An 18,287-nucleotide genomic window follows, 5' to 3' on the forward strand; every position below is an offset into this window, starting at 1 on the left:
CCGGGGGCGCTGCCCCCGGGCCCCCGCTCCCCGGACGCCGGAGGGGCTGGTTCCCACCGCGCGCTCAGCGTTCCGTGCGGCGGTTTTCCCGGATGCGGCGGAGGCGGTTGACCGTCACCGGGTCGTGGGCGAGGGCGCGGGGGTCGTCGAGGAGGGCGTTGAGGAGCTGGTAGTAGCGGACGGGGGCCAGGCCCAGCTCCTCGCGGATCGCGCGCTCCTTGACGCCGGGGCCGGCGAAGCCGCGGCGCTCCAGCGCGAGGATGTCCCGCTCGCGCCGGCCCAGCCGGCCGGCCTCCCGCTCCTCGTCCCCCGTGTCCATGCCCCGCAGGTTACTCCGCGGTCTCCGCGCGCGTCGCCGTCGCCTGGAGGCCGCCGAGGACGCCGGCGGGGCTGCCGTTCGGGGCGACCGCCTTGCCGATCTGCTTCTTGACCGCCGCGTTGACCGTCGCCCAGGAGGTGTTGCCGACCGGGTAGAGCTCCGACATCGCCAGCTGGTCGAGGAAGGGCTTGAGGTCCTTGTCCTGGTCGGACGCGGCCATCGTCCGGGAGGCGGAGGCGGTGACCGGCAGCAGGTTGTACTCGCGGGAGAAGTCGAGCACGTTCTCCTCGCTGTAGACGAAGTCGAGGAACTCGCCGACCTGGTCGCGGTGGCCGTTCTCCTTGAAGGCCATCATCCAGTCGGCGACGCCGAGCGTGACCTGGCTCTCGCCGTCGACGCCCGGGGTCGGCACCATGCCGAACTCCACGCCCTTCTCCTTCGCCGTCTCCATCAGCGAGGGGTGCCCGTTGAGCATGCCGACCTCCCCGGCGGCGAACGCCGCGAACGCGTCGGCCCGGTCGAGCTTGCCGGGCGCTACGGGACCGGTCAGGCCCTTGCCGACCAGCTCTTCCTTCAGCCAGGCGAAGGTCTTGACGTTCTGCGCGGAGTCGATGCTGTACGTGCCCGTGATGTCGGTGTAGCCGCCACCGCCGCTGAGCAGCCACTGCATGGTCTCGGCCTGCGCCTCCTCCGGGCCGAGCGGCAGCGCGTACGGGTACTTCACGCCCTCCGCCTCGAGCGCCTCGGCGGCCGCGGCGAGCTCGTCCCAGGTCCGCGGCGGGGTGACGCCGGCCTCGGCGAACAGCTTCTTGTTGTAGAAGAGCACGCGCGTGGAGGAGGCGAACGGCAGACCGTACTGCACGCTGTTGACCTCGCCCGCGGTGGTCAGCTGGGCGAGGAAGTCCGCCTGGACGGGGATGGAGAGCAGGTCGCCGGCCTTGTAGAGCAGGCCCTCGGCCGCGTAGTCGGCGTACGCGCCGATCTGCGCGATGTCCGGCGGGTCGCCCGCGTCCACCATCTCCTTGACCTTGCGGTCGACGTCGTTCCAGGAGTGGACGCTGACGTCGATCTTCACATCGGGATGCTCGGACTCGTACCGCTCGACCAGATCGGCCCAGTACTTCTCGGAGCTGTTGGCCGCGCTGTCGCCGTAGTCGGCGGCGACCAGCTTCAGCGTCACGTCCGAGGACCCGCCGCCGAGCCCGCATCCGCCGAGGACTCCCGTCAGCCCCAGTGCGGACACCACCGCGATCGCCCTTGTCCTGACCCGCCGCTGCACGTGCTCAGCCCCTGCCCCGGCGCTTCCGCGCCGTCCGACGACATTTCGATAATCGGAATAAGGTCTACACCACGTGAATGGACTAGACCTCTTGCGGGTCCCCGGTCCACACTGTCCCCCGTGAGACACGTCATCGCCCTCGATGTGGGCGGCACCGGGATGAAGGCCGCCCTGGTCGGGGCGGACGGCGAGCTGCTGCACCGGGCCCGCCGCGCCACCGGCCGCGAGCGCGGCCCGGACGCGGTCGTCGCGGACATCCTCGACTTCGCGGCCGAACTGCGCGCCCACGGCGTACGGCGGTACGGCGAGCCCGCCTCCGCCGCCGGCGTCGCCGTCCCCGGCATCGTCGACGAGGCGGAGGGCGTCGCCGTCTACGCCGCCAACCTCGGCTGGCGCGACGTCCCGCTGCGCGCGCTGCTCGCCGAGCGCCTCGGCGGCGTCCCCGTCGCCCTCGGCCACGACGTGCGCACCGGCGGCCTCGCCGAGGGCCGCATCGGGGCGGGCCGGGGCGCCGACCGCTTCCTGTTCGTGGCGCTGGGCACCGGTATCGCGGGCGCCATCGGCGTCGACGGCCGGGTGGAGGCGGGCGCGCACGGCTTCGCCGGCGAGATCGGCCACATCGTCGTACGGCCCCGGGGCGCCCCCTGTCCGTGCGGGCAGCGCGGCTGTCTGGAGCGGTTCGCGTCCGCCGCGGCGGTGAGCGAGGCGTGGGCGGCGGCCTGCGGTGACCCGGGCGCGGACGCGGCGGACTGCGCGAAGGCCGTCGAGGCCGGGGACGCGCGGGCCCGCCGGGTGTGGCAGGAGGCGGTGGACGCGCTCGCCGACGGGCTGGTCACCGCGCTCACCCTGCTGGACCCCCGCACGCTGATCGTCGGTGGCGGGCTCGCCGAGGCGGGGGAAACCTTGTTCACACCGCTGCGGGAGGCCGTCCGGCGGCGGATCACCTTCCAGAAGCCGCCGTCCCTGGTCCCCGCGGCCCTCGGGGACACCGCCGGATGCCTGGGCGCGGGGCTCCTCGCCCGGGACCTGATCGACACCACTGACTCCTCGTACCCCTCGGAGGTAACCACCTGATGGCCCCCACCAAGGTTCTCGCCGGCGCCCGGGTGGTCCTGCCCACCGGGACCGTGGACGGCGGCCGCGTGACCGTCGAGGGCACGCGGATCGCCTCCACGGGACCCGAGAACGCCGAGACGGTCGACCTGAGCGGCCACTGGGTGGTCCCCGGCTTCGTCGACCTCCACAACCACGGCGGCGGCGGGGCGTCCTTCACCGGCGGCACCGCCGAGGACGTCCTCAAGGGCGTGCACACCCACCGGCTGCACGGCACCACCACGGTGGTCGCCTCCGCCGTCACCGGCGACCTGCACTTCCTCGCCCGGCAGGCCGGGATGCTCGCCGAGCTGGCCCAGCAGGGGGAGATCGCCGGCATCCACTTCGAGGGGCCGTTCATCTCCCCGTGCCGCAAGGGCGCGCACGACGAGGGGCTGCTGCGCGACCCCGACCCGGCCGAGGTCCGCAAGCTGCTCGACGCGGCGCACGGACAGGCGAGGATGATGACGCTGGCCACCGAACTGCCGGGCGGCCTGGACTCCGTACGGCTGCTCGCCGAGCACGGGGTGATCGCGGCCGTCGGACACACGGACGCCACGTACGAGCAGACGCTCCAGGCCGTCGACGCGGGCGCGTCCGTCGCCACCCACCTGTTCAACGCGATGCCGCCGCTCGGCCACCGCGCGCCCGGCCCGGTCACCGCCCTCCTCGAGGACGAACGGGTCACCGTCGAGCTGATCAACGACGGCACCCATCTGCATCCGGCCACGCTCCGGCTGGCCTTCCACCACGCGGGCGCCGACCGGGTCGCCTTCATCACCGACGCGATGGACGCGGCCGGCTTCGGCGACGGCCGCTACATGCTGGGCCCGATGGAGGTCGAGGTCGCGGACGGCGTGGCCCGGCTGGTGGAGGGCGGTTCGATCGCCGGCTCCACGCTCACCCTGGACCGCGCCTTCAAGCGGGCGGTGACGGTGGACGGGCTGCCCGTCGAGGACGTCGTACGGGCGATCTCCGCCACCCCGGCCCGGCTGCTCGGCCTGGACGACCGGACCGGCTCCCTGGAGCCCGGGAAGGACGCCGACCTGGTGGTCCTGGACGACGGGTTCGACCTGGTGGGCGTCATGCGCCGGGGGGAATGGGTGATCGATCCCCGACTGGGCTGATCCGTCCCTTCGCCGGGGGCGGCGGCCGGTCCGAGGGGTGGGCCGACCGCCGTCCTTTTGGCATGATCGTGCCCCCGGGACACGTGGAAGCGCAGGCAAAAGGGGAGGTCGGCCCGGTGATCCTCACGGTCACACTGAACACCGCTCTCGACATCACCTATCGCGTGCCGGCCCTGCGGCCGGGGACCTCCCACCGGGTCGCCGAAGTGACGGAACGCCCCGGCGGCAAGGGCGTCAACGTGGCCCGGGTGCTCGCGGCCCTCGGCCACGAGGTGACGGTCACCGGCTTCTCGGGCGGCACGACGGGCCGGATCCTGCGCGACCGGCTCACCGGGGTGCCGCACCTGACGGACGCGCTGGTCCCGGTCTCCGGCACGACCCGGCGCACCGTCGCCGTCGTCGACGGGCACTCCGGCGCCACCACCCAGCTCAACGAGCCCGGACCGGTGATCACCCACGCCGAGTGGTCCGCGTTCCAGGAGGCGTACGAGGACCTGCTGGCCTCGGCCTCGGCGGTGGCCCTGTGCGGCAGCCTGCCCCCGGGCGTCCCGGTGGGCGCGTACGCGGGCCTGATCCGCACGGCCCGCGCGGCCGGGGTGCCGACCCTCCTGGACACCAGTGGGGCGGCGCTGCGCCGCGGGGTCGCAGGCCGTCCCGACGTCCTCAAGCCGAACGCGGAGGAACTGGCCGAACTCACCGGCTCCCACGAACCGCTGCGCGCCACCCAGGACGCCCGCCGCCGCGGCGCGGGCGCGGTGGTCGCCTCCCTGGGCCCGGAGGGCCTGCTCGCCGTCACCCCCGAGGGCCGCTGGCGCGCGGCACCTCCGCAGCGCCTGCACGGCAACCCGGCCGGCGCCGGCGACTCGGCGGTCGCGGGTCTGCTCTCGGCCCTGGTGGAACACCGCCCCTGGCCCGACCGGCTCGTCCGGGCGGCGGCCCTGTCGGCGGCGACGGTCCTGTCCCCGACGGCCGGCACGTTCGACCGGGCGGTCTACGAGGAGCTGCTGACCGGGGTCACGGTGACGGGAGAGGCGAACGCGGCGTAGGCCAGGTCACTTCTTGACCTGGCCCTCCTTCAGCCACAGCTGGTCCACCAGGACGTTGCACTTGTCGCCGTCGGCGCAGGAGAGCGAGATGGTGTTGGAGCCCTTGTTGAGCGTGGGCCAGGCGAAGGTCTGGGTCCAGCCCTTGGAGAAGTCGCCGTCCTTGGCACCGGCGAAGTTGTCCATGTTGAGCTTGGAGCCGAACTCCTTGCCGTTGACGGTGAGCGTCATCGACTGGGGCTCGTCGGTGGTGCTGTAGCGCACGAAGACGGTGTAGGCGCCGTCCGCCGGAACGCCGCTGAAGGTCCAGGTGACCGAGGAGCCCGGCTGGTCGAGGTTGGCCACGTAGGAACCGCCGTCGGACTGCGCGCCCTCGACGTCCGACGCGAGGGAGGCCGCACCGCCCAGGCTGAGCGCCTGTGCGTCGGTGGTCGGCAGCTCGGTCTTCTCCTGCGCGCCGCTCCTGCTCGCCGACGGGGTGGGCTCACCCTCGTCCTGGGTCCGGGTCGGGCTCGCCCCGGCCTGGTCGCCGCCCTCGTCGCCGCCCTCGTCGCCGCCGAGCATGGCCACGCTGATGCCGATCACGACCGCGGCGACCACCGCGACCGCGCCGATGAGCAGGCCCTTGGTGTTCGGGCCGCGGCCCCGGCCGCCCCCGCCGTGCGACGACTGGTGCGACGAGGCGGTGGCACCGCCGCCGGGCAGCGTCTCCGGGGCGGCGTAGTGGGCGTTCGGCTGGCCGTAGCCGCCCTGTTGCTGCGGTGTCTGCGGGGCGGGCTGCGCCGGCTGGCCGTACTGGCGGGTCCCGACCGGTCGCACCCGGTTGACCGAGTTCGGGTAGCCGTAGCCCCCGGACGGCGGCTGGGCCCCGTTGGCCTGCCCGTCGGCGTAGAGGTAGCCGAACGGGTCGTCGTCCTCCGGCGTGCTCGCGCCGTTGTTGCCGGCCGTCATCCCTTGGTGCTCCTAGCTGCGGATCGGGTGCGGTACGAGTGGTGGAGTAAGCGAGCCTACCCGCTTCCCATGGCCCGAACGGGTGACCCAGACCGCATCACACCACTGACCTGCGGTTCATCCCGCACGCCGATGCTGTTTGGGACGAGATCGTTTCTCGACGTACATCCGTTCGTCGGCCGACTTCAGCACCTCGTCCGCCGTCATCCCGCAGTGCGCCCACCCGATGCCGAAGCTGGCCCCGACCCGCACGGCCCGCCCCTCGGCCCTGATGGGCTGGATGATCTCGTTGCGCAGCCGCACGGCGAGGTCCTGGGCGTCGGCCCGGCCGAGACCGTCGGCGAGGATCACGAACTCGTCGCCGCCGAGCCGGGCGACGGTGTCGCCGTCCCGCACGCCGTTGCCGAGCCGGCGGGCGACCTCGATGAGCACCGCGTCACCCGCGTTGTGCCCGAACCGGTCGTTGATCGACTTGAAGCCGTCGAGATCGCAGAAGAGCACCGCGAGCCCCTTGGCGCCGTCGTCGAACTCGGCGGCGGGCGCGACGGTGTGCACGTGGTGGTCGTAGCCGTCGTAGCCTCCGTGCCCCTCCGTGCCCGGCGGGAAGTCGAAGTCGTGCCCCCGGTCGAAGACGGGCGGGCCGTAGGCGGCGTCGTGGGAGTCGAAGGACTCGAAGGGCGCCATGGAGGCGACGGCGGCGGGCAGCGCGCCCTGCGGCGGCTGCCGGCACAGCCGGGCGGACAGCCGCGCCCGCAGCTCGGCGGAGTTGGGCAGTCCGGTGAGTGAGTCGTGGGAGGCGCGGTGGGCGAGCTGGAGCTCGCGGCGCTTGCGCTCCTCTATGTCCTCGACGTGGGTGAGCAGGAAGCGGGGGCCGTCGGCGGCGTCGGCGACGACCGAGTTGCGCAGGGACACCCAGACGAAGGTGCCGTCGCGGCGTCCCAGGCGCAGCTCGGCCCGGCCGCCCTCGGCGGAGGTCCGCAGCAGGGTGCCTATGTCCTCGGGGTGGACCAGGTCGGAGAAGGAGTAGCGGCGCATCGCGGAGGCGGGACGGCCGAGCAGTCTGCACAGTGCGTCGTTGGTGCGCAGGATCCTGCCGTGCTGGTCGCCGCCCATCTCGGCGATGGCCATGCCGGAGGGGGCGTACTCGAAGGCCTGCCGGAAGCTTTCCTCACTGGCCCGCAGCGCCTGCTGGTCGCGCTCCAGGCGGACCAGGGCGCGCTGCATGTTGGCACGCAGACGCGCGTTGCTGATCGCGATGGCGGCCTGGAAGGCGTACATCTGGAGGGCCTCGCGGCCCCAGGCGCCGGGCCGCCGGCCGTTGCGCGGGCGGTCCACGGAGAGGACGCCGACCAGCTCCCCGGAGGTGCCGCCGCCCTGCGGGCCGGGGGCGTACATCGGGGCGAAGAGCCGGTCGGAGGGGTGCCACTCGTCCTCGAAGCGGGGCGCGGGCCCGTCGGTGTACCACTGCGGGACGTCGTCGTCGTCGAGGACCCAGCCCTCGGTGTGCGGTATGAAGACCAGGTCGCCCCAGCGTTCGCCCATGCCGAGGCGGCGCTCCCAGGACTCGCGGGAGCCGGTCCGGCCGGTGATGAGGGCCTCGGCGGCGGAGTTCCCGGCCAGGGCGGCGACGACCAGGTCGCCGTCGGGGCGTACGAGGTTGACGCACGCCAGCTCGTACCCGAGGGCGCCCACGACGCCGTCGGCGACCGTCTGCAGCGTGTCCGCCAGGCTGCGGGCCGTGTTCATGTCGGCCATGGCTTGGTGGAGCTGTCGCAGTGACGCAAGACGGACGTAGGGTTCCGACTCGGTCTCCATCCTCGCCCTCCCCCCGAGACCTCGCAGCGAATCAAGGGTTGTCTTCGGCGTATCGTCCCAGCAGCTTCCCCGCCACTGAATCACAGCGCGCTGCCCACTCGGTACACAGGGTCAACAATTCTTTCCCCTTGTGACTCAAGTCACAGGTGAACGTGAACAATTGCGTGGTCTTTCCACGGTTTCCCCGCGTGCTCGACGAACGCAGTTTTTTGTGGCGCTGGTGCACGGACCGCGCCCGGCTCGGGCGTTGGTCCTAGGTCCCGGCTCGGGCCGGGGTCCGATGCGGTGCCTGTGGAGCGGAGATTAGCGTTCCCGGTGTGCCGAACACTTCCGCCCCGCCCACGAGCGCCACTCCGCCCGCCGCCCGGCATGCTGAGGGGGTGAGCAACGACGAGTTCCGAGCCGCCCTGTCCCGGCTGGCCGCCGGCGTGGTCCTGGTGACCGCGCAGGAGCCGCCGCTGGACCCCGACGACCCCGCGGCGCCGGCCGGCGAGGACGTCGGCATGACGGCCACCGCGTTCCTGTCGGTCTCCCTGGACCCGCCGCTGGTGCTGGTCAGCCTGCGCAACGGCTCCCGCATGGACGAACTCCTCGACGAACAGCCCCTGTGGGCGGTGTCCGTCCTCTCCGAGAGCCAGCGGCACGTCGCGGGCCGCTTCGCGATGAAGGGCCGGGTCAGCGACCGCCTGCTCTTCGCGGACATCCCGTACCTGCGCGGCGAGTACAGCGGGGCGCCGCTGGTGGGCGGCGCGCTGGCGACCCTGGAGTGCCGCACCGAGCAGCGGGTGCCGGCCGGGGACCACACCCTGGTGATCGGCCGTGTCCTGACGGCTCGGGTGCCGAGCGCGGAGGGCGGTCCGCTGACGTATTTCCGGGGCCGTTACCGGCAGTTGGGCTGAGCGATTTGCCGTCGTCGCCGAAATCTCTTTTACCGGAAGGGATTTGCCTGCCTAGGGTGCCCGGGTGACGACGACCACCGCACTTCGCATCGAAGAGATCACCCCGAAGAACCTCAAGGCCGCCCTCGGTGTACGGGTCCGCCCCGACCAGGAATTCGCCGTCGCCCCGGTGGTGAACTCCCTCGCCGAGGCGTACGTCCATCCGGACTCCGCCTGGCCCCGCCTGATCATGGACGGTGACCGCGCGGTCGGCTTCCTGATGGCCTTCCTCGACATCGACTGGCACGAGGACGGCGGCAGCGTCATCCGCTCCGGCCTGTGGCGGCTGAACATCGCGGCGGAGGAGCAGGGCAAGGGCTACGGCCGCTTCGCCGTGGAATCGGTGGCCGCGGAACTCCGCCGCCGGGGCACGCGCGAGTTCCACGTCACCTGGCACCCCGGCGACGACGGCCCCGAGAACTTCTACCTGGCCCTGGGCTTCCGCAAGACCGGGGAGACCGTCGAGGGCGAGACGGTGGGCGTGCTGGAGCTGGACTGAACAGCGGTCGCAGCCTCACGCCGGTCACCGGACGAAGACGTGCGGCGGACACGCCCCGAAAGGGGCGCGGGGAACTGCGCGACCAGCCACGACGCGCCCGCGGGAACATTCATGCGGCGCGCCCCCGGACCTCCGGTCCAACACCTCCGCAGGAGCCACCGGGGCCGGGCCACGCCCGAGATCAGCGGGGAGCCGGGGGGTCACCCCCAGTCCCGCGCGGAGCGCCCCCGCTTGGTCTCCGACCGCTGCTTCTTCTCCCGCAACCGCCGCTCGTTGATCCCGCGCGGCACCCGTGTCGGCCTGCGCGGTTTCGGCGGGGGCGCCGTCGCCTCCGCGAGCAGCGCCGCGAGCCGCACCGCGGCCGTCTCGCGGTTGCGCCACTGCGAGCGGTGCTCCGAAGCGCGGACGGTGATCACACCGCCGGTCAGCCGCCCGGCGAGCCGCTCCAGCGCCCGCTGCTTCCACACCTCGGGCAGCGCCTCGGTGCGGGCGAGGTCGAAACGGAGCTCGACCTGGGAGTCGCTGGTGTTCACGTGCTGTCCGCCGGGCCCGGACGACCGCGAGAAACGCCACATGAGCTCGGACTCGGGCAGCGAGACGGAGCCGCGGACGGGATAGGGACCGGACATGCCGTACAGGTTCCCGCCTCCGACCGGGCCACGTCATCCGAATTATCCCGCGATCCGGGTAAAGAAAGTAAAGACACCCGGAACCTCTCGCACCCCTCTCCACGTTCAAGGTGGTAGCTGTAGCTTCTAGCCGTACGTACACGAGGGAAGGGACTCCCAACAATGGCTGTAAGCCTGTCCAAGGGTGGCAACGTCTCGCTCACCAAGGAGGCTCCGGGCCTGACCGCCGTCACCGTGGGCCTCGGCTGGGACGTCCGCACCACCACCGGCACGGACTTCGACCTCGACGCCTCGGCGATCGCGGTCAACACGCAGGGCAAGGTCTACTCGGACGCCCACTTCGTGTTCTTCAACAACAAGCAGACCCCGGACAACTCCATCGTCCACACCGGTGACAACCGCACCGGCGAGGGCGCCGGCGACGACGAGGCGATCAACGTCGACCTCGCCGCGCTCCCGGCCGACATCGACAAGATCGTCTTCCCGGTGTCGATCTACGACGCCGAGAACCGCAGCCAGAACTTCGGCCAGGTGCGCAACGCCTACATCCGCATCATCAACCAGGCCGGCGGCGCCGAGATCGCCCGCTACGACCTGTCGGAGGACGCGGCCACCGAGACCGCCATGGTCTTCGGCGAGCTCTACCGCAACGGCGCGGAGTGGAAGTTCCGCGCGGTCGGCCAGGGCTACGCCTCGGGCCTCGTGGGCATCGCCCAGGACTTCGGCGTCAACGTCTGACGGACGCCCCGCTTCCGTATCGGAGCCCCCGGCCCGGCGTCCCGCCCGGCCGGGGCTCCCACGTACGCTCAGGGCCGCTCCGGCCGTCCCGCCCCGTACAGCCAGTCCTCCCAGATCCCGGCGAAGTCCTTGTCCGGAGCCGACTCCTCCACGTACGACGTGAAGTCGCCGGTGTCCGCGTTGCCGTGGCGGTGCTCCCGGGCCCAGCCCCTGAGCAGGGCCCGGAAGGCGTCGTCGCCGACCGTCTGCCGGACCTTGTGCAGGACCATCGCACCGCGCCAGTACACGGGAGTGGCGGAGATGCGCGCCGCGTCCGGCGGCTCGGCGGGCGGGAAGGACCAGAGCGCCTCGTCGGTCCCCGCGTCCGGGAAGTACCCGCCGGCGTACAGCGAGTCGAACGTCCGCTGTGCCGTGTCACCACCGTGGTCCTCCTGCCACAGCCACTGCGCGTAGGTCGCGAAGCCCTCGTTGAGCCACATGTCCCGCCAGGTCTTCGGGGTGACCGAGTCGCCGTACCACTGGTGGGCGATCTCGTGGACCAGCAGCGCGGTGTCGGGGGCGCCGGGGAAGACCGGACGGTTCTGGGTCTCCAGGGCGTATCCGGCGTCCCCGGGGCGCTCGACGATCGCGCCCGCGGAGGAGAAGGGGTAGGGGCCGAAGGTCCGCTCCGCCCATGCCAGCACCTCGGGGAGCCGCGCAAGGACCGCACGGCTCGCCTCCGCCTGCTCCGGATCGACGGCCGTGTACACGGGCAGCCCTCCGGCGGTCGCCGTGCGGCGGACCTCGTACCTGCCGATGGCCAGCGTCGCGAGGTAACTCGCCATCGGCTCCCCGGTGCGCCAGCGGTACGTCGTACGGCTCCCCTTCCGCTCCTCACCGGCCGGCTCCCCGTTGGACACCACCCGCAACTCCTCCGGCACCGTCACCGCGAGGTCGTACGTCGCCTTGTCGGAGGGGTGGTGGTTGCCCGGGAACCACGCCGCCGACCCCACCGGCTGCCCCAGCGCCAGCGCCCCGTCGGCGGTGCGCAGCCAGCCCTCCTCGGAGCCGTCCGGGTCGGTGAGGGTCGGCGGGGCGCCGCCGTAGCGGACGGTCACCCGGAAGGCGCCGTCCACCGCCTCGCGCGGGCGGACGGTCAGCTCCTGCCCCGCCCGGCTCCAGCGGGCGGTCACGCCGTCGACGGTGACCTCCTCGACGTCGAGGCCCTCGAGGTCGAGGTTCAGCGCGGAGAGGCGACCCGTCGCCCGTGCGGTGATCGTCGCGGTGCCGGTGAGACGGTGCGCGCGGGGGTCGTAGGCGAGGCCGAGGGCGTAGTGGCGGACGTCGTAACCGCCGTTGCCGGCCTTCGGGAAGTACGGATCACCCGCGCCGGAACCGCCGGCCGGCGCCCCCGGACCACCCCCGCAGGCGACCGCCGACACCACGAGCAGGGCGGCGAGGGCGCGGTGGGAGCCGGGGCGGTGGGGGCACACCCCAGGATCCTATGAGGGACGGTGCGCCACGACGTGGCACCATCACCCTCGTGCTCGACATCGGCTACGCCCTCTCCAACCGCTTCCCCGACCCCCCGCAGACCGACTACCGCCGCGCGGACGTCCACGCCCTGCGGCACGACCTCTTCTGCGGAGACGTCTACCTCGCCGACACGACGTCGGACCGCGAGCTGTCCACGGCCTGGGGGTGGGTACCGGTGCTCGACTTCGCGTGGGCGCTGTGCGACATCGTGGAACTCGTCGACCGGGACCCGGCCGGCTCCCGCGCCTCCCGCCCCCAGCACGCGGAGCTGGACTTCACCGAGTCCACCGACCGCCTGCTCTTCGAACGCCGCTTCGGCTGGGTGGACATCGAAGCGGAGTGGCTGCCCGCCTCCGAACCCCCGCTGACCTTCTCCCACGCCGAACTCCGCCGCGAGGCCCGCGACTTCCTCCACGACCTCCTCGCCGACCTGACCGACCTCCACGAGGACCTCGGCGAGAACCCGGCCGTCTGGACCCTCCAGGCCCGCTACCCCCGCGTGCAGTAGCCCCTCATCCCTCCACCCTGATCCCCATCTCCCCCGCCAGCACCGGCGCCAGGTCCAGCAGCTGGGCCGTGCTGATCACCGCCCCCGACAGGCGGTCCACCCCCCGCGCGATCTCCAGCGGCGCGGTCCCGCGCAGGTCCACGTCCTTCAGCGTGGCCCCCGAGAGGTCCGCGTCCTTCAGGGCGCAGTCCACGAACTCCACCCGTTCCAGCCGGGCGCCGCCGAAGTCCGGCTCCACCAGGACACAGCCCTCGAAGACCACGTCCTTGAGCCGGGCCGAGCGCAGATTCAGGAAGTCGATCTTCCCGCCCCGGATCAGCACCCGCTCCAGCGCCGCCCCGTGCAACTGCGTCCCCCCGAGCCGCGCATCGGTCAGCTCGACGTCGCGCAGGGTCGCCTCGGCCAGGTCGGTGCCCACACCCCGCACACCGGCCAGCACCGAGTCCAGCACCCGCGCCCGGGACAGCCGCGTGCCGTCCAGCGCGCACCCCGTCAGCGCGCAGTCCATGAAGCGCGCCCCGCCGCCGTCCTGACCGGTGAGGTCGGCCTCCCGGAACTCCACCCCGTCGTAGTCCCCGTCCGGCTCCAGCCCACCCCCCTCGTACCGCTCCAACGCGGGCAACCGCAACTCCGGGCGGCGCGCCGCCTTCACTCCCGTACCGCCCACCGCTCTCCTCGCCATGGCCCCATGCTGCACCCCACCACTGACATCCCGCCCGGCCTGCGGAAACACCGCACACATCGCATTCCCGCGCCCTCTCCCGCCCTCGGCCGACCGGAACACGCTTGACCTCAAGCGTGCTCGAGGTCGAAGAGTGGGGGCCGTAGCGGCACACGACCCGACTCCTGGGGGATCCCACATGCACGCCGTCCGCCTGCACGCCTTCGGACCGGCCGAGAACCTCGCCTACGAAGAGGTCGAGGATCCCCGGCCGGGCCCCGGACAGGTCCGCGTCGCCGTCCGCGCGGCCGGCGTCCACCTCCTCGACACGGCCCTGCGCGAAGGCGCGCGGGGCCCCGGCCCGGCTCCGGCCGCCCTGCCGACCGTCCCCGGCCGCGAGATCGCCGGAGTGGTCGACGCGCTCGGCGAGGGCGCCCCCGAGGACCTGCTCGGCCGCCGCGTGGTCGCCCACCTCGGCTTCGTCCCCGGCGGCTACGCGGAACTGGCCGTCACCGACGCCGGACGGCTCCACGAGATCCCCGGACGCCTCGACTTCGCCGAGGCCGTCGCCATGATCGGCACGGGCCGTACGGCGATGGGGATCGTGCAGTTCGCCGAGCCGGGCCCCGAGGACGTGGTCCTCGTCCCGGCGGCGGCGGGCGGCATCGGCACCCTCCTCGTGCAGTACGCCAAGAACGCGGGCGCCACCGTCGTCGGCCTGGCCGGCGGCCCCGCGAAGACCGCCCGGGTGGCGGCCGGCGGCGCCGACCTCGCCGTCGACTACACGGCCCCCGACTGGCCCGAACGGCTCGACGCCCACCGGGGCAGGGTCACCGTGGTGTACGACGGCGTGGGCGGGGACGTCGCCCGCGCGGCGGTCGCCCTCCTCGCCCCCGACGGCCGCCACATCGTGTTCGGCTGGTCGTCCCAGGGCATCGCCGGCGACCGCCCCTACCTCGTCGAGGGCCGCTCCCTCAACGTCCTCGGCCCCGAGATGATGCGCAGGGCGGGCGGACCCGACCCGGTCCGCACCCTCGAACTGCGCGCCCTCGCGGAAGCCGGCGAGGGCAGACTCACCCCCGCCGTGCACCGCTTCCCCCTCGCCGAGGCCGCCGCCGCCCACCGGGCCCTGGAGAACAGGGGCACGACCGGAAAAGTCGTTCTGGAGCCGTAGCGGGCGCCACTACCGTGCACGGAGTGATCGACGTCCCCGCGGAACTCGCCGCCACCCAGGAGAAGTACAACAAGGAGGCGGGCCGCGCCTTCGTCGCCGCCCTCCCCGGCCTCGCCGCCGCCTTCCTGCGCCGCTGGAACCTGCGCGTCACCGGGGCGCCCATGCACGGCGTGAGCGCCCTGGTCCTCCCCGTCGACCGCGCGGACGGCACCCCCGCGGTGCTCAAGCTCCAGATGCGCGACCACGAGAGCGAGGGCGAACCGGTCGCCCTGCGCCTGTGGAACGGCGACGGCGCGGTCCGCCTGCTCGACCACGACGAACCCACCGGCACCATGCTCCTGGAACGCCTCGACGCCTCCCGGATGCTCGCCCACCGGCCCGACGCGCACGAGGGCGTCCTGGTGATCGCCCGCCTCCTCGCCCACCTGCACACCACCCCGGCCCCCGACGGCATGCGCCGCCTCGGCGACATCGCCGCGTCCATGCTGGAGCGGACCCCCGCGGCCCTGGACCGCATCCCGGACCCGGCCGTCCGCCGCCTCGTCGCCGACTGCGCCGCCGCCGTGCGCGAGGTCGCCGACGAGCCCGGCGACCGCCTGCTCCACTGGGACCTGCACGACGAGAACGTCCTCGCCGCGGACCGCGCCCCCTGGCTCGCCATCGACCCCAAGCCGCTCGCCGGCGACCCCGGCTTCGACCTCTGGCCCGCCCTCGCCAACAACTTCGACGCCGCCGACGTCGTCTGGCGCTTCGACGCCATGACCGACGTCCTCGCCCTGGACCGCGCGCGTGCGCGCGCGTGGACGTACGGCCGGGTGCTGCAGAACTGCCTGTGGGAGATCGGGGACGGCCGCCCCCTGGACGAGGCGGACCTGGAGATCGCGCGCCGCCTGCGCGGCCGTACGGCATGAGGAGTCCCGGGCCGGATGCGGTCCGGCCCGGGACGGAGTGGAGCCCCCTGTCGGATTCGAACCGACGACCTACGCATTACAAGTGCGTTGCTCTGGCCAACTGAGCTAAGGAGGCGCCGCGCGGCGCGCGCGAAGGCTGGTCCACTGTACACAGAGCCGGTTTCGCCGAGCCACGCACTTGTGGGGACGGGCCCCGCCCGCTCACTCCAGACCGTACTCGAAGGTGTACGCCACCTTCGTCTCCCCGTGCCGGTAGGTGAACCCGCCCGTGCCGCGCAGGCCGGTCAGCTCCCCGGTGCCCGAGCCCTCGACGACCTCGAAGGCGCAGTGGAGGGTGCCGTCGTCCTCGAAGCGGCCGCGCTCCTCCAGGACGAAGGTGCCGGCGCGGCCGTCGACCCGGCCGACGACGAGCTCCATCCCGGTGAAGGCGCCGGTTCCGCCGGTCAGATAGGTGATCGCGTAGTCGCAGGTGGTGGCCTCGGCCTCGATGCCGCCCGAGAAGGCGTTGGCGACCGTGGCGTGCGCCAGCCGGGGAAGGCTGTCCTCGCCGGTGACGGCGCTCTCCTTCCAGTCGGCGAAGGTGAAGTGGCCGGTGGTCTCGGTGGTGGGCACGGGTGTTCCCTTCCGGGGTGGTTGACGGAGCGCCCCACTCTTCCCGCCGTACCTGACACCTTCTGTCAGGTACGGCGGGACAATGGTTCCCGTGCGCGCCGACCGCCTTCTCTCCCTGCTCCTGCTGCTGCAGAACCGCGGCCGGATGACCGCCCCCGAGCTGGCGTCCGAGCTGGAGGTGTCGGTCCGCACCGTGTACCGGGACATCGAGGCGCTCGGCGCCTCCGGGGTGCCGGTGCGGGCCGAACGCGGGCCGGAGGGCGGCTACCGCCTGATGGAGGGTTACCGCACGCGGCTCACCGGGCTGACGGACGCGGAGGCCGGTTCGCTGGTCCTCGCGGGACTGCCGGGACCGGCCAGGGACCTGGGGCTCGGCGCCGTACTGGCGAGCGCCCAGCTGAAGATGGAGGCCGCCCTGCCGGACGAACTGGCGGAGCAGGCGCGGCGGGTGCGCGAACGGTTCCACCTGGACGCGCCGGCCTGGTTCCGGGACGCCGACCCCGTGCCGTACCTGGAGCCGATCGCGCGGGCGGTGTGGGAGCGCAGGGTGCTCCGGACCCACTACCGGCGCTGGCGCGGCGAGGTGCACCGGGAGGTGCGTCCGCTGGGGCTCGTGCTGAAGGGCGGCATCTGGTACCTGGTGGCGCTGGCGGAGGACGCGGTGCGCACCTACCGGGTGTCGCGGTTCCGGGCGGTGGCGGAGACCGGCGAGGGGTTCGCCCGGCCCGCGGGCTTCGACCTGGCCGCGTACTGGACGGAGTCCTCCCGGCGGCTGGAGGAGGCGACGCGGCAGGGCACGGCCCGGCTGCGGCTGTCACCGCGCGGGCAGAAGCTGCTGCCGATGCAGTTCGGGGCGGCGGGGGTGCGGGCGCTCGCGGACGCGGGGCCGGCGGACGGGCGGGGCTGGGTGGAGGTGGAGCTGGCCGTCGAGTCGGAGGCGGTCGCGACCGGTGACCTGCTGCGGCTCGGCGTCGAGGCCGAGGTGCTCGGTCCCGCGGGGCTGCGGGAGGCGGTCGCGACGGCGGTGCGGGTGCTGGCGGACCGGTACGCGGCCGGGCGGTGATCCCCCGCTCGGCCGGCCGGTGATCCCCGCGCAACCGGGCCGTCATCCCGGCGGCCGAAAGTTTCCGTGAAATTCACAGCCCTGGAACTACTGACAAGCAGATGAACGCCCGGTACCGTCCTGTGCCAGTTCACCCATGTGGACCACACCACAACGGAACACCCGTCGTGGCACCGCCTTCCTACTCGGATCGTCCGGCACGTTCCTGCCGGTAGAAGGGGACCATTCACCATGGCCACTGTCACGTTCGACAAGGCGACCCGGATCTACCCCGGTTCCACCAAGCCCGCCGTCGACGCCCTGGAGATCGACATCGCGGACGGCGAGTTCCTCGTCCTGGTCGGCCCGTCCGGTTGCGGCAAGTCCACCTCGCTCCGCATGCTCGCGGGGCTCGAGGACGTCAACGGCGGCGCCATCCGCATCGGCGACCGCGACGTCACGCACCTGCCGCCGAAGGACCGGGACATCGCCATGGTGTTCCAGAACTACGCGCTCTACCCGCACATGACGGTCGCCGACAACATGGGCTTCGCGCTCAAGATCGCCGGCGTCAACAAGACGGAGATCCGGCAGAAGGTCGAGGAGGCCGCGAAGATCCTCGACCTCACCGAATACCTGGACCGCAAGCCGAAGGCGCTCTCCGGCGGTCAGCGCCAGCGTGTCGCGATGGGCCGGGCCATCGTGCGTGAGCCGCAGGTGTTCCTCATGGACGAGCCGCTGTCCAACCTGGACGCCAAGCTCCGTGTGTCCACCCGTACGCAGATCGCGTCGCTCCAGCGCCGCCTGGGCATCACCACCGTCTACGTCACCCACGACCAGGTCGAGGCCCTCACCATGGGCGACCGCGTCGCGGTCCTCAAGGACGGTCTGCTCCAGCAGGTCGACTCCCCGCGCAACATGTACGACAAGCCCGCGAACCTCTTCGTCGCCGGCTTCATCGGCTCCCCGGCCATGAACCTGGTCGAGGTCCCGGTCACCGACGGCGGTGTGAAGTTCGGCAACTCGGTGGTGCCGGTGCAGCGCGACGCGCTCTCCGCGACCAGCGACAAGACCGTCACCGTGGGCGTCCGCCCCGAGCACTTCGACGTGGCCGGCGCCGACTCCGACCAGGGTGTCGCCGTCACCGTCAACGTCGTCGAGGAGCTGGGCTCCGACGCGTTCGTCTACGGCACCGCCCAGATCAGCGGCGAGGCCAAGGACATCGTCGTCCGCGTCGGCGGCCGTGACGTCCCGGAGAAGGGCAGCGTGCTGCACGTCGTGCCGCGCGGGGGCGAGACCCACGTGTTCTCGACGTCGACCGGTGCGCGCCTGTCCGACTGACGCTGTCGCGCTGTCGCGCGGAAGGGCCCCGCAGGTCGCTGCGGGGCCCTTCGCGTTGTCGACAAATACCCCGGCACACCGGTCATTTCGAGC

Annotated in this window: 19 protein-coding genes and 1 tRNA gene; 11 read left to right on the plus strand and 9 right to left on the minus strand. The window is 72.8% G+C overall.

Annotation, left to right across the window (positions count from 1 at the left end; genetic code table 11):
- Positions 1 to 64 precede the first annotated feature (64 nt).
- Entirely contained in the window at positions 65 to 319 is a 255-nt protein-coding gene (locus ACZ8ZB_RS15340) for a DUF3263 domain-containing protein (protein WP_470738294.1), read from the minus strand.
- A 10-nt stretch (positions 320 to 329) separates the two neighbouring features.
- Complete coding sequence (locus tag ACZ8ZB_RS15345) at positions 330 to 1,598, minus strand: extracellular solute-binding protein (protein ID WP_470738295.1); 1,269 nt, start codon at positions 1,596 to 1,598, stop codon at positions 330 to 332.
- A 120-nt stretch (positions 1,599 to 1,718) separates the two neighbouring features.
- Here ACZ8ZB_RS15345 and ACZ8ZB_RS15350 point away from each other — a divergent pair, with 120 nt between their 5' ends.
- The 3 genes from ACZ8ZB_RS15350 to ACZ8ZB_RS15360 all read left to right on the plus strand — a co-directional run bounded on the left by ACZ8ZB_RS15350 (position 1,719) and on the right by ACZ8ZB_RS15360 (position 4,863).
- The gene (locus ACZ8ZB_RS15350; protein WP_470738296.1) at positions 1,719 to 2,672 is read left to right on the plus strand and encodes an ROK family protein; all 954 of its coding nucleotides are present in this window, start codon (positions 1,719 to 1,721) and stop codon (positions 2,670 to 2,672) included.
- A complete protein-coding gene (nagA, locus tag ACZ8ZB_RS15355) occupies positions 2,672 to 3,817 on the plus strand; it encodes an N-acetylglucosamine-6-phosphate deacetylase (protein ID WP_470738297.1) in 1,146 nt (381 codons plus the stop codon). The genes ACZ8ZB_RS15350 and nagA overlap by 1 nt, the downstream gene beginning before the upstream one ends.
- A 116-nt stretch (positions 3,818 to 3,933) precedes the next feature.
- Positions 3,934 to 4,863 (plus strand): 1-phosphofructokinase family hexose kinase, encoded by a 930-nt coding sequence (locus ACZ8ZB_RS15360; RefSeq protein ID WP_470741489.1) that lies wholly within the window; start codon positions 3,934 to 3,936, stop codon positions 4,861 to 4,863.
- Positions 4,864 to 4,869: 6 nt separating this feature from the next.
- Here ACZ8ZB_RS15360 and ACZ8ZB_RS15365 read toward each other — a convergent pair whose 3' ends face one another.
- The gene (locus ACZ8ZB_RS15365) at positions 4,870 to 5,811 is read right to left on the minus strand and encodes a carbohydrate-binding protein (protein WP_470738298.1); all 942 of its coding nucleotides are present in this window, start codon (positions 5,809 to 5,811) and stop codon (positions 4,870 to 4,872) included.
- Positions 5,812 to 5,928: 117 nt separating this feature from the next.
- Entirely contained in the window at positions 5,929 to 7,626 is a 1,698-nt protein-coding gene (gene cdgB, locus ACZ8ZB_RS15370; protein ID WP_470738299.1) for a diguanylate cyclase CdgB, read from the minus strand.
- Between the two features lie 317 nt (positions 7,627 to 7,943).
- Here cdgB and ACZ8ZB_RS15375 point away from each other — a divergent pair, with 317 nt between their 5' ends.
- Positions 7,944 to 8,525 carry a flavin reductase family protein gene (locus tag ACZ8ZB_RS15375; protein WP_470738300.1) on the plus strand — a complete coding sequence of 194 codons (582 nt, stop codon included), beginning with the start codon at positions 7,944 to 7,946 and terminating at the stop codon, positions 8,523 to 8,525.
- Between the two features lie 64 nt (positions 8,526 to 8,589).
- Positions 8,590 to 9,063, plus strand: coding sequence for a GNAT family N-acetyltransferase (locus ACZ8ZB_RS15380; protein ID WP_470738301.1), 474 nt, complete (start codon positions 8,590 to 8,592; stop codon positions 9,061 to 9,063).
- 200 nt (positions 9,064 to 9,263) lie between these two features.
- Here ACZ8ZB_RS15380 and arfB read toward each other — a convergent pair whose 3' ends face one another.
- Positions 9,264 to 9,701, minus strand: coding sequence for an alternative ribosome rescue aminoacyl-tRNA hydrolase ArfB (gene arfB / locus ACZ8ZB_RS15385; RefSeq protein ID WP_470741490.1), 438 nt, complete (start codon positions 9,699 to 9,701; stop codon positions 9,264 to 9,266).
- 153 nt (positions 9,702 to 9,854) lie between these two features.
- Between arfB and ACZ8ZB_RS15390 the strand changes: the two genes are divergently transcribed.
- On the plus strand, positions 9,855 to 10,430 hold the full coding sequence (locus ACZ8ZB_RS15390; RefSeq protein WP_470738302.1) for a TerD family protein: 576 nt from the start codon (positions 9,855 to 9,857) through the stop codon (positions 10,428 to 10,430).
- A gap of 68 nt (positions 10,431 to 10,498) precedes the next feature.
- On the opposite strand, the gene ACZ8ZB_RS15395 is transcribed toward ACZ8ZB_RS15390, so the two are convergent.
- Positions 10,499 to 11,902 carry a M1 family metallopeptidase gene (locus tag ACZ8ZB_RS15395; protein WP_470738303.1) on the minus strand — a complete coding sequence of 468 codons (1,404 nt, stop codon included), beginning with the start codon at positions 11,900 to 11,902 and terminating at the stop codon, positions 10,499 to 10,501.
- A 50-nt stretch (positions 11,903 to 11,952) separates the two neighbouring features.
- Between ACZ8ZB_RS15395 and ACZ8ZB_RS15400 the strand changes: the two genes are divergently transcribed.
- Entirely contained in the window at positions 11,953 to 12,453 is a 501-nt protein-coding gene (locus tag ACZ8ZB_RS15400) for a hypothetical protein (protein ID WP_470738304.1), read from the plus strand.
- Between the two features lie 4 nt (positions 12,454 to 12,457).
- On the opposite strand, the gene ACZ8ZB_RS15405 is transcribed toward ACZ8ZB_RS15400, so the two are convergent.
- A complete protein-coding gene (locus tag ACZ8ZB_RS15405) occupies positions 12,458 to 13,135 on the minus strand; it encodes a pentapeptide repeat-containing protein (RefSeq protein WP_470738305.1) in 678 nt (225 codons plus the stop codon).
- A 178-nt stretch (positions 13,136 to 13,313) separates the two neighbouring features.
- On the opposite strand from ACZ8ZB_RS15405, the gene ACZ8ZB_RS15410 reads away from it, so the two are divergent.
- Both ACZ8ZB_RS15410 and ACZ8ZB_RS15415 read left to right on the plus strand, forming a co-directional pair.
- Positions 13,314 to 14,288: a zinc-binding dehydrogenase gene (locus ACZ8ZB_RS15410; RefSeq protein WP_470738306.1), complete on the plus strand. Its 975-nt coding sequence runs from the start codon at positions 13,314 to 13,316 to the stop codon at positions 14,286 to 14,288.
- Between the two features lie 14 nt (positions 14,289 to 14,302).
- Complete coding sequence (locus ACZ8ZB_RS15415) at positions 14,303 to 15,199, plus strand: aminoglycoside phosphotransferase family protein (RefSeq protein WP_470738307.1); 897 nt, start codon at positions 14,303 to 14,305, stop codon at positions 15,197 to 15,199.
- Positions 15,200 to 15,237: 38 nt separating this feature from the next.
- Here ACZ8ZB_RS15415 and ACZ8ZB_RS15420 read toward each other — a convergent pair.
- Positions 15,238 to 15,314 (minus strand) — tRNA-Thr (locus tag ACZ8ZB_RS15420).
- An 86-nt stretch (positions 15,315 to 15,400) separates the two neighbouring features.
- A complete protein-coding gene (locus ACZ8ZB_RS15425) occupies positions 15,401 to 15,811 on the minus strand; it encodes a DUF3224 domain-containing protein (RefSeq protein WP_470738308.1) in 411 nt (136 codons plus the stop codon).
- Between the two features lie 91 nt (positions 15,812 to 15,902).
- On the opposite strand from ACZ8ZB_RS15425, the gene ACZ8ZB_RS15430 reads away from it, so the two are divergent.
- Together ACZ8ZB_RS15430 and ACZ8ZB_RS15435 are read left to right on the plus strand one after the other, a co-directional pair.
- Positions 15,903 to 16,874, plus strand: coding sequence for a helix-turn-helix transcriptional regulator (locus ACZ8ZB_RS15430; protein WP_470738309.1), 972 nt, complete (start codon positions 15,903 to 15,905; stop codon positions 16,872 to 16,874).
- Positions 16,875 to 17,105: 231 nt separating this feature from the next.
- Positions 17,106 to 18,194: an ABC transporter ATP-binding protein gene (locus ACZ8ZB_RS15435; RefSeq protein WP_470738310.1), complete on the plus strand. Its 1,089-nt coding sequence runs from the start codon at positions 17,106 to 17,108 to the stop codon at positions 18,192 to 18,194.
- The last annotated feature ends 93 nt before the right edge of the window (positions 18,195 to 18,287 follow it).

It is taken from the genome of Streptomyces sp. 12E, from assembly GCF_055633275.1.

Bases quoted from the DNA above. Each gene is read 5' to 3' on its own strand.
- ACZ8ZB_RS15435 (WP_470738310.1), top strand. From the start codon at position 17,106: ATGGCCACTGTCACGTTCGACAAGGCGACCCGGATCTACCCCGGTTCC.
- ACZ8ZB_RS15390 (WP_470738302.1), top strand. From the start codon at position 9,855: ATGGCTGTAAGCCTGTCCAAGGGTGGCAACGTCTCGCTCACCAAGGAG.
- ACZ8ZB_RS15410 (WP_470738306.1), top strand. From the start codon at position 13,314: ATGCACGCCGTCCGCCTGCACGCCTTCGGACCGGCCGAGAACCTCGCC.
- ACZ8ZB_RS15365 (WP_470738298.1), bottom strand. From the start codon at position 5,811: ATGACGGCCGGCAACAACGGCGCGAGCACGCCGGAGGACGACGACCCG.
- ACZ8ZB_RS15340 (WP_470738294.1), bottom strand. From the start codon at position 319: ATGGACACGGGGGACGAGGAGCGGGAGGCCGGCCGGCTGGGCCGGCGC.
- cdgB (WP_470738299.1), bottom strand. From the start codon at position 7,626: ATGGAGACCGAGTCGGAACCCTACGTCCGTCTTGCGTCACTGCGACAG.
- nagA (WP_470738297.1), top strand. From the start codon at position 2,672: ATGGCCCCCACCAAGGTTCTCGCCGGCGCCCGGGTGGTCCTGCCCACC.
- ACZ8ZB_RS15405 (WP_470738305.1), bottom strand. From the start codon at position 13,135: ATGGCGAGGAGAGCGGTGGGCGGTACGGGAGTGAAGGCGGCGCGCCGC.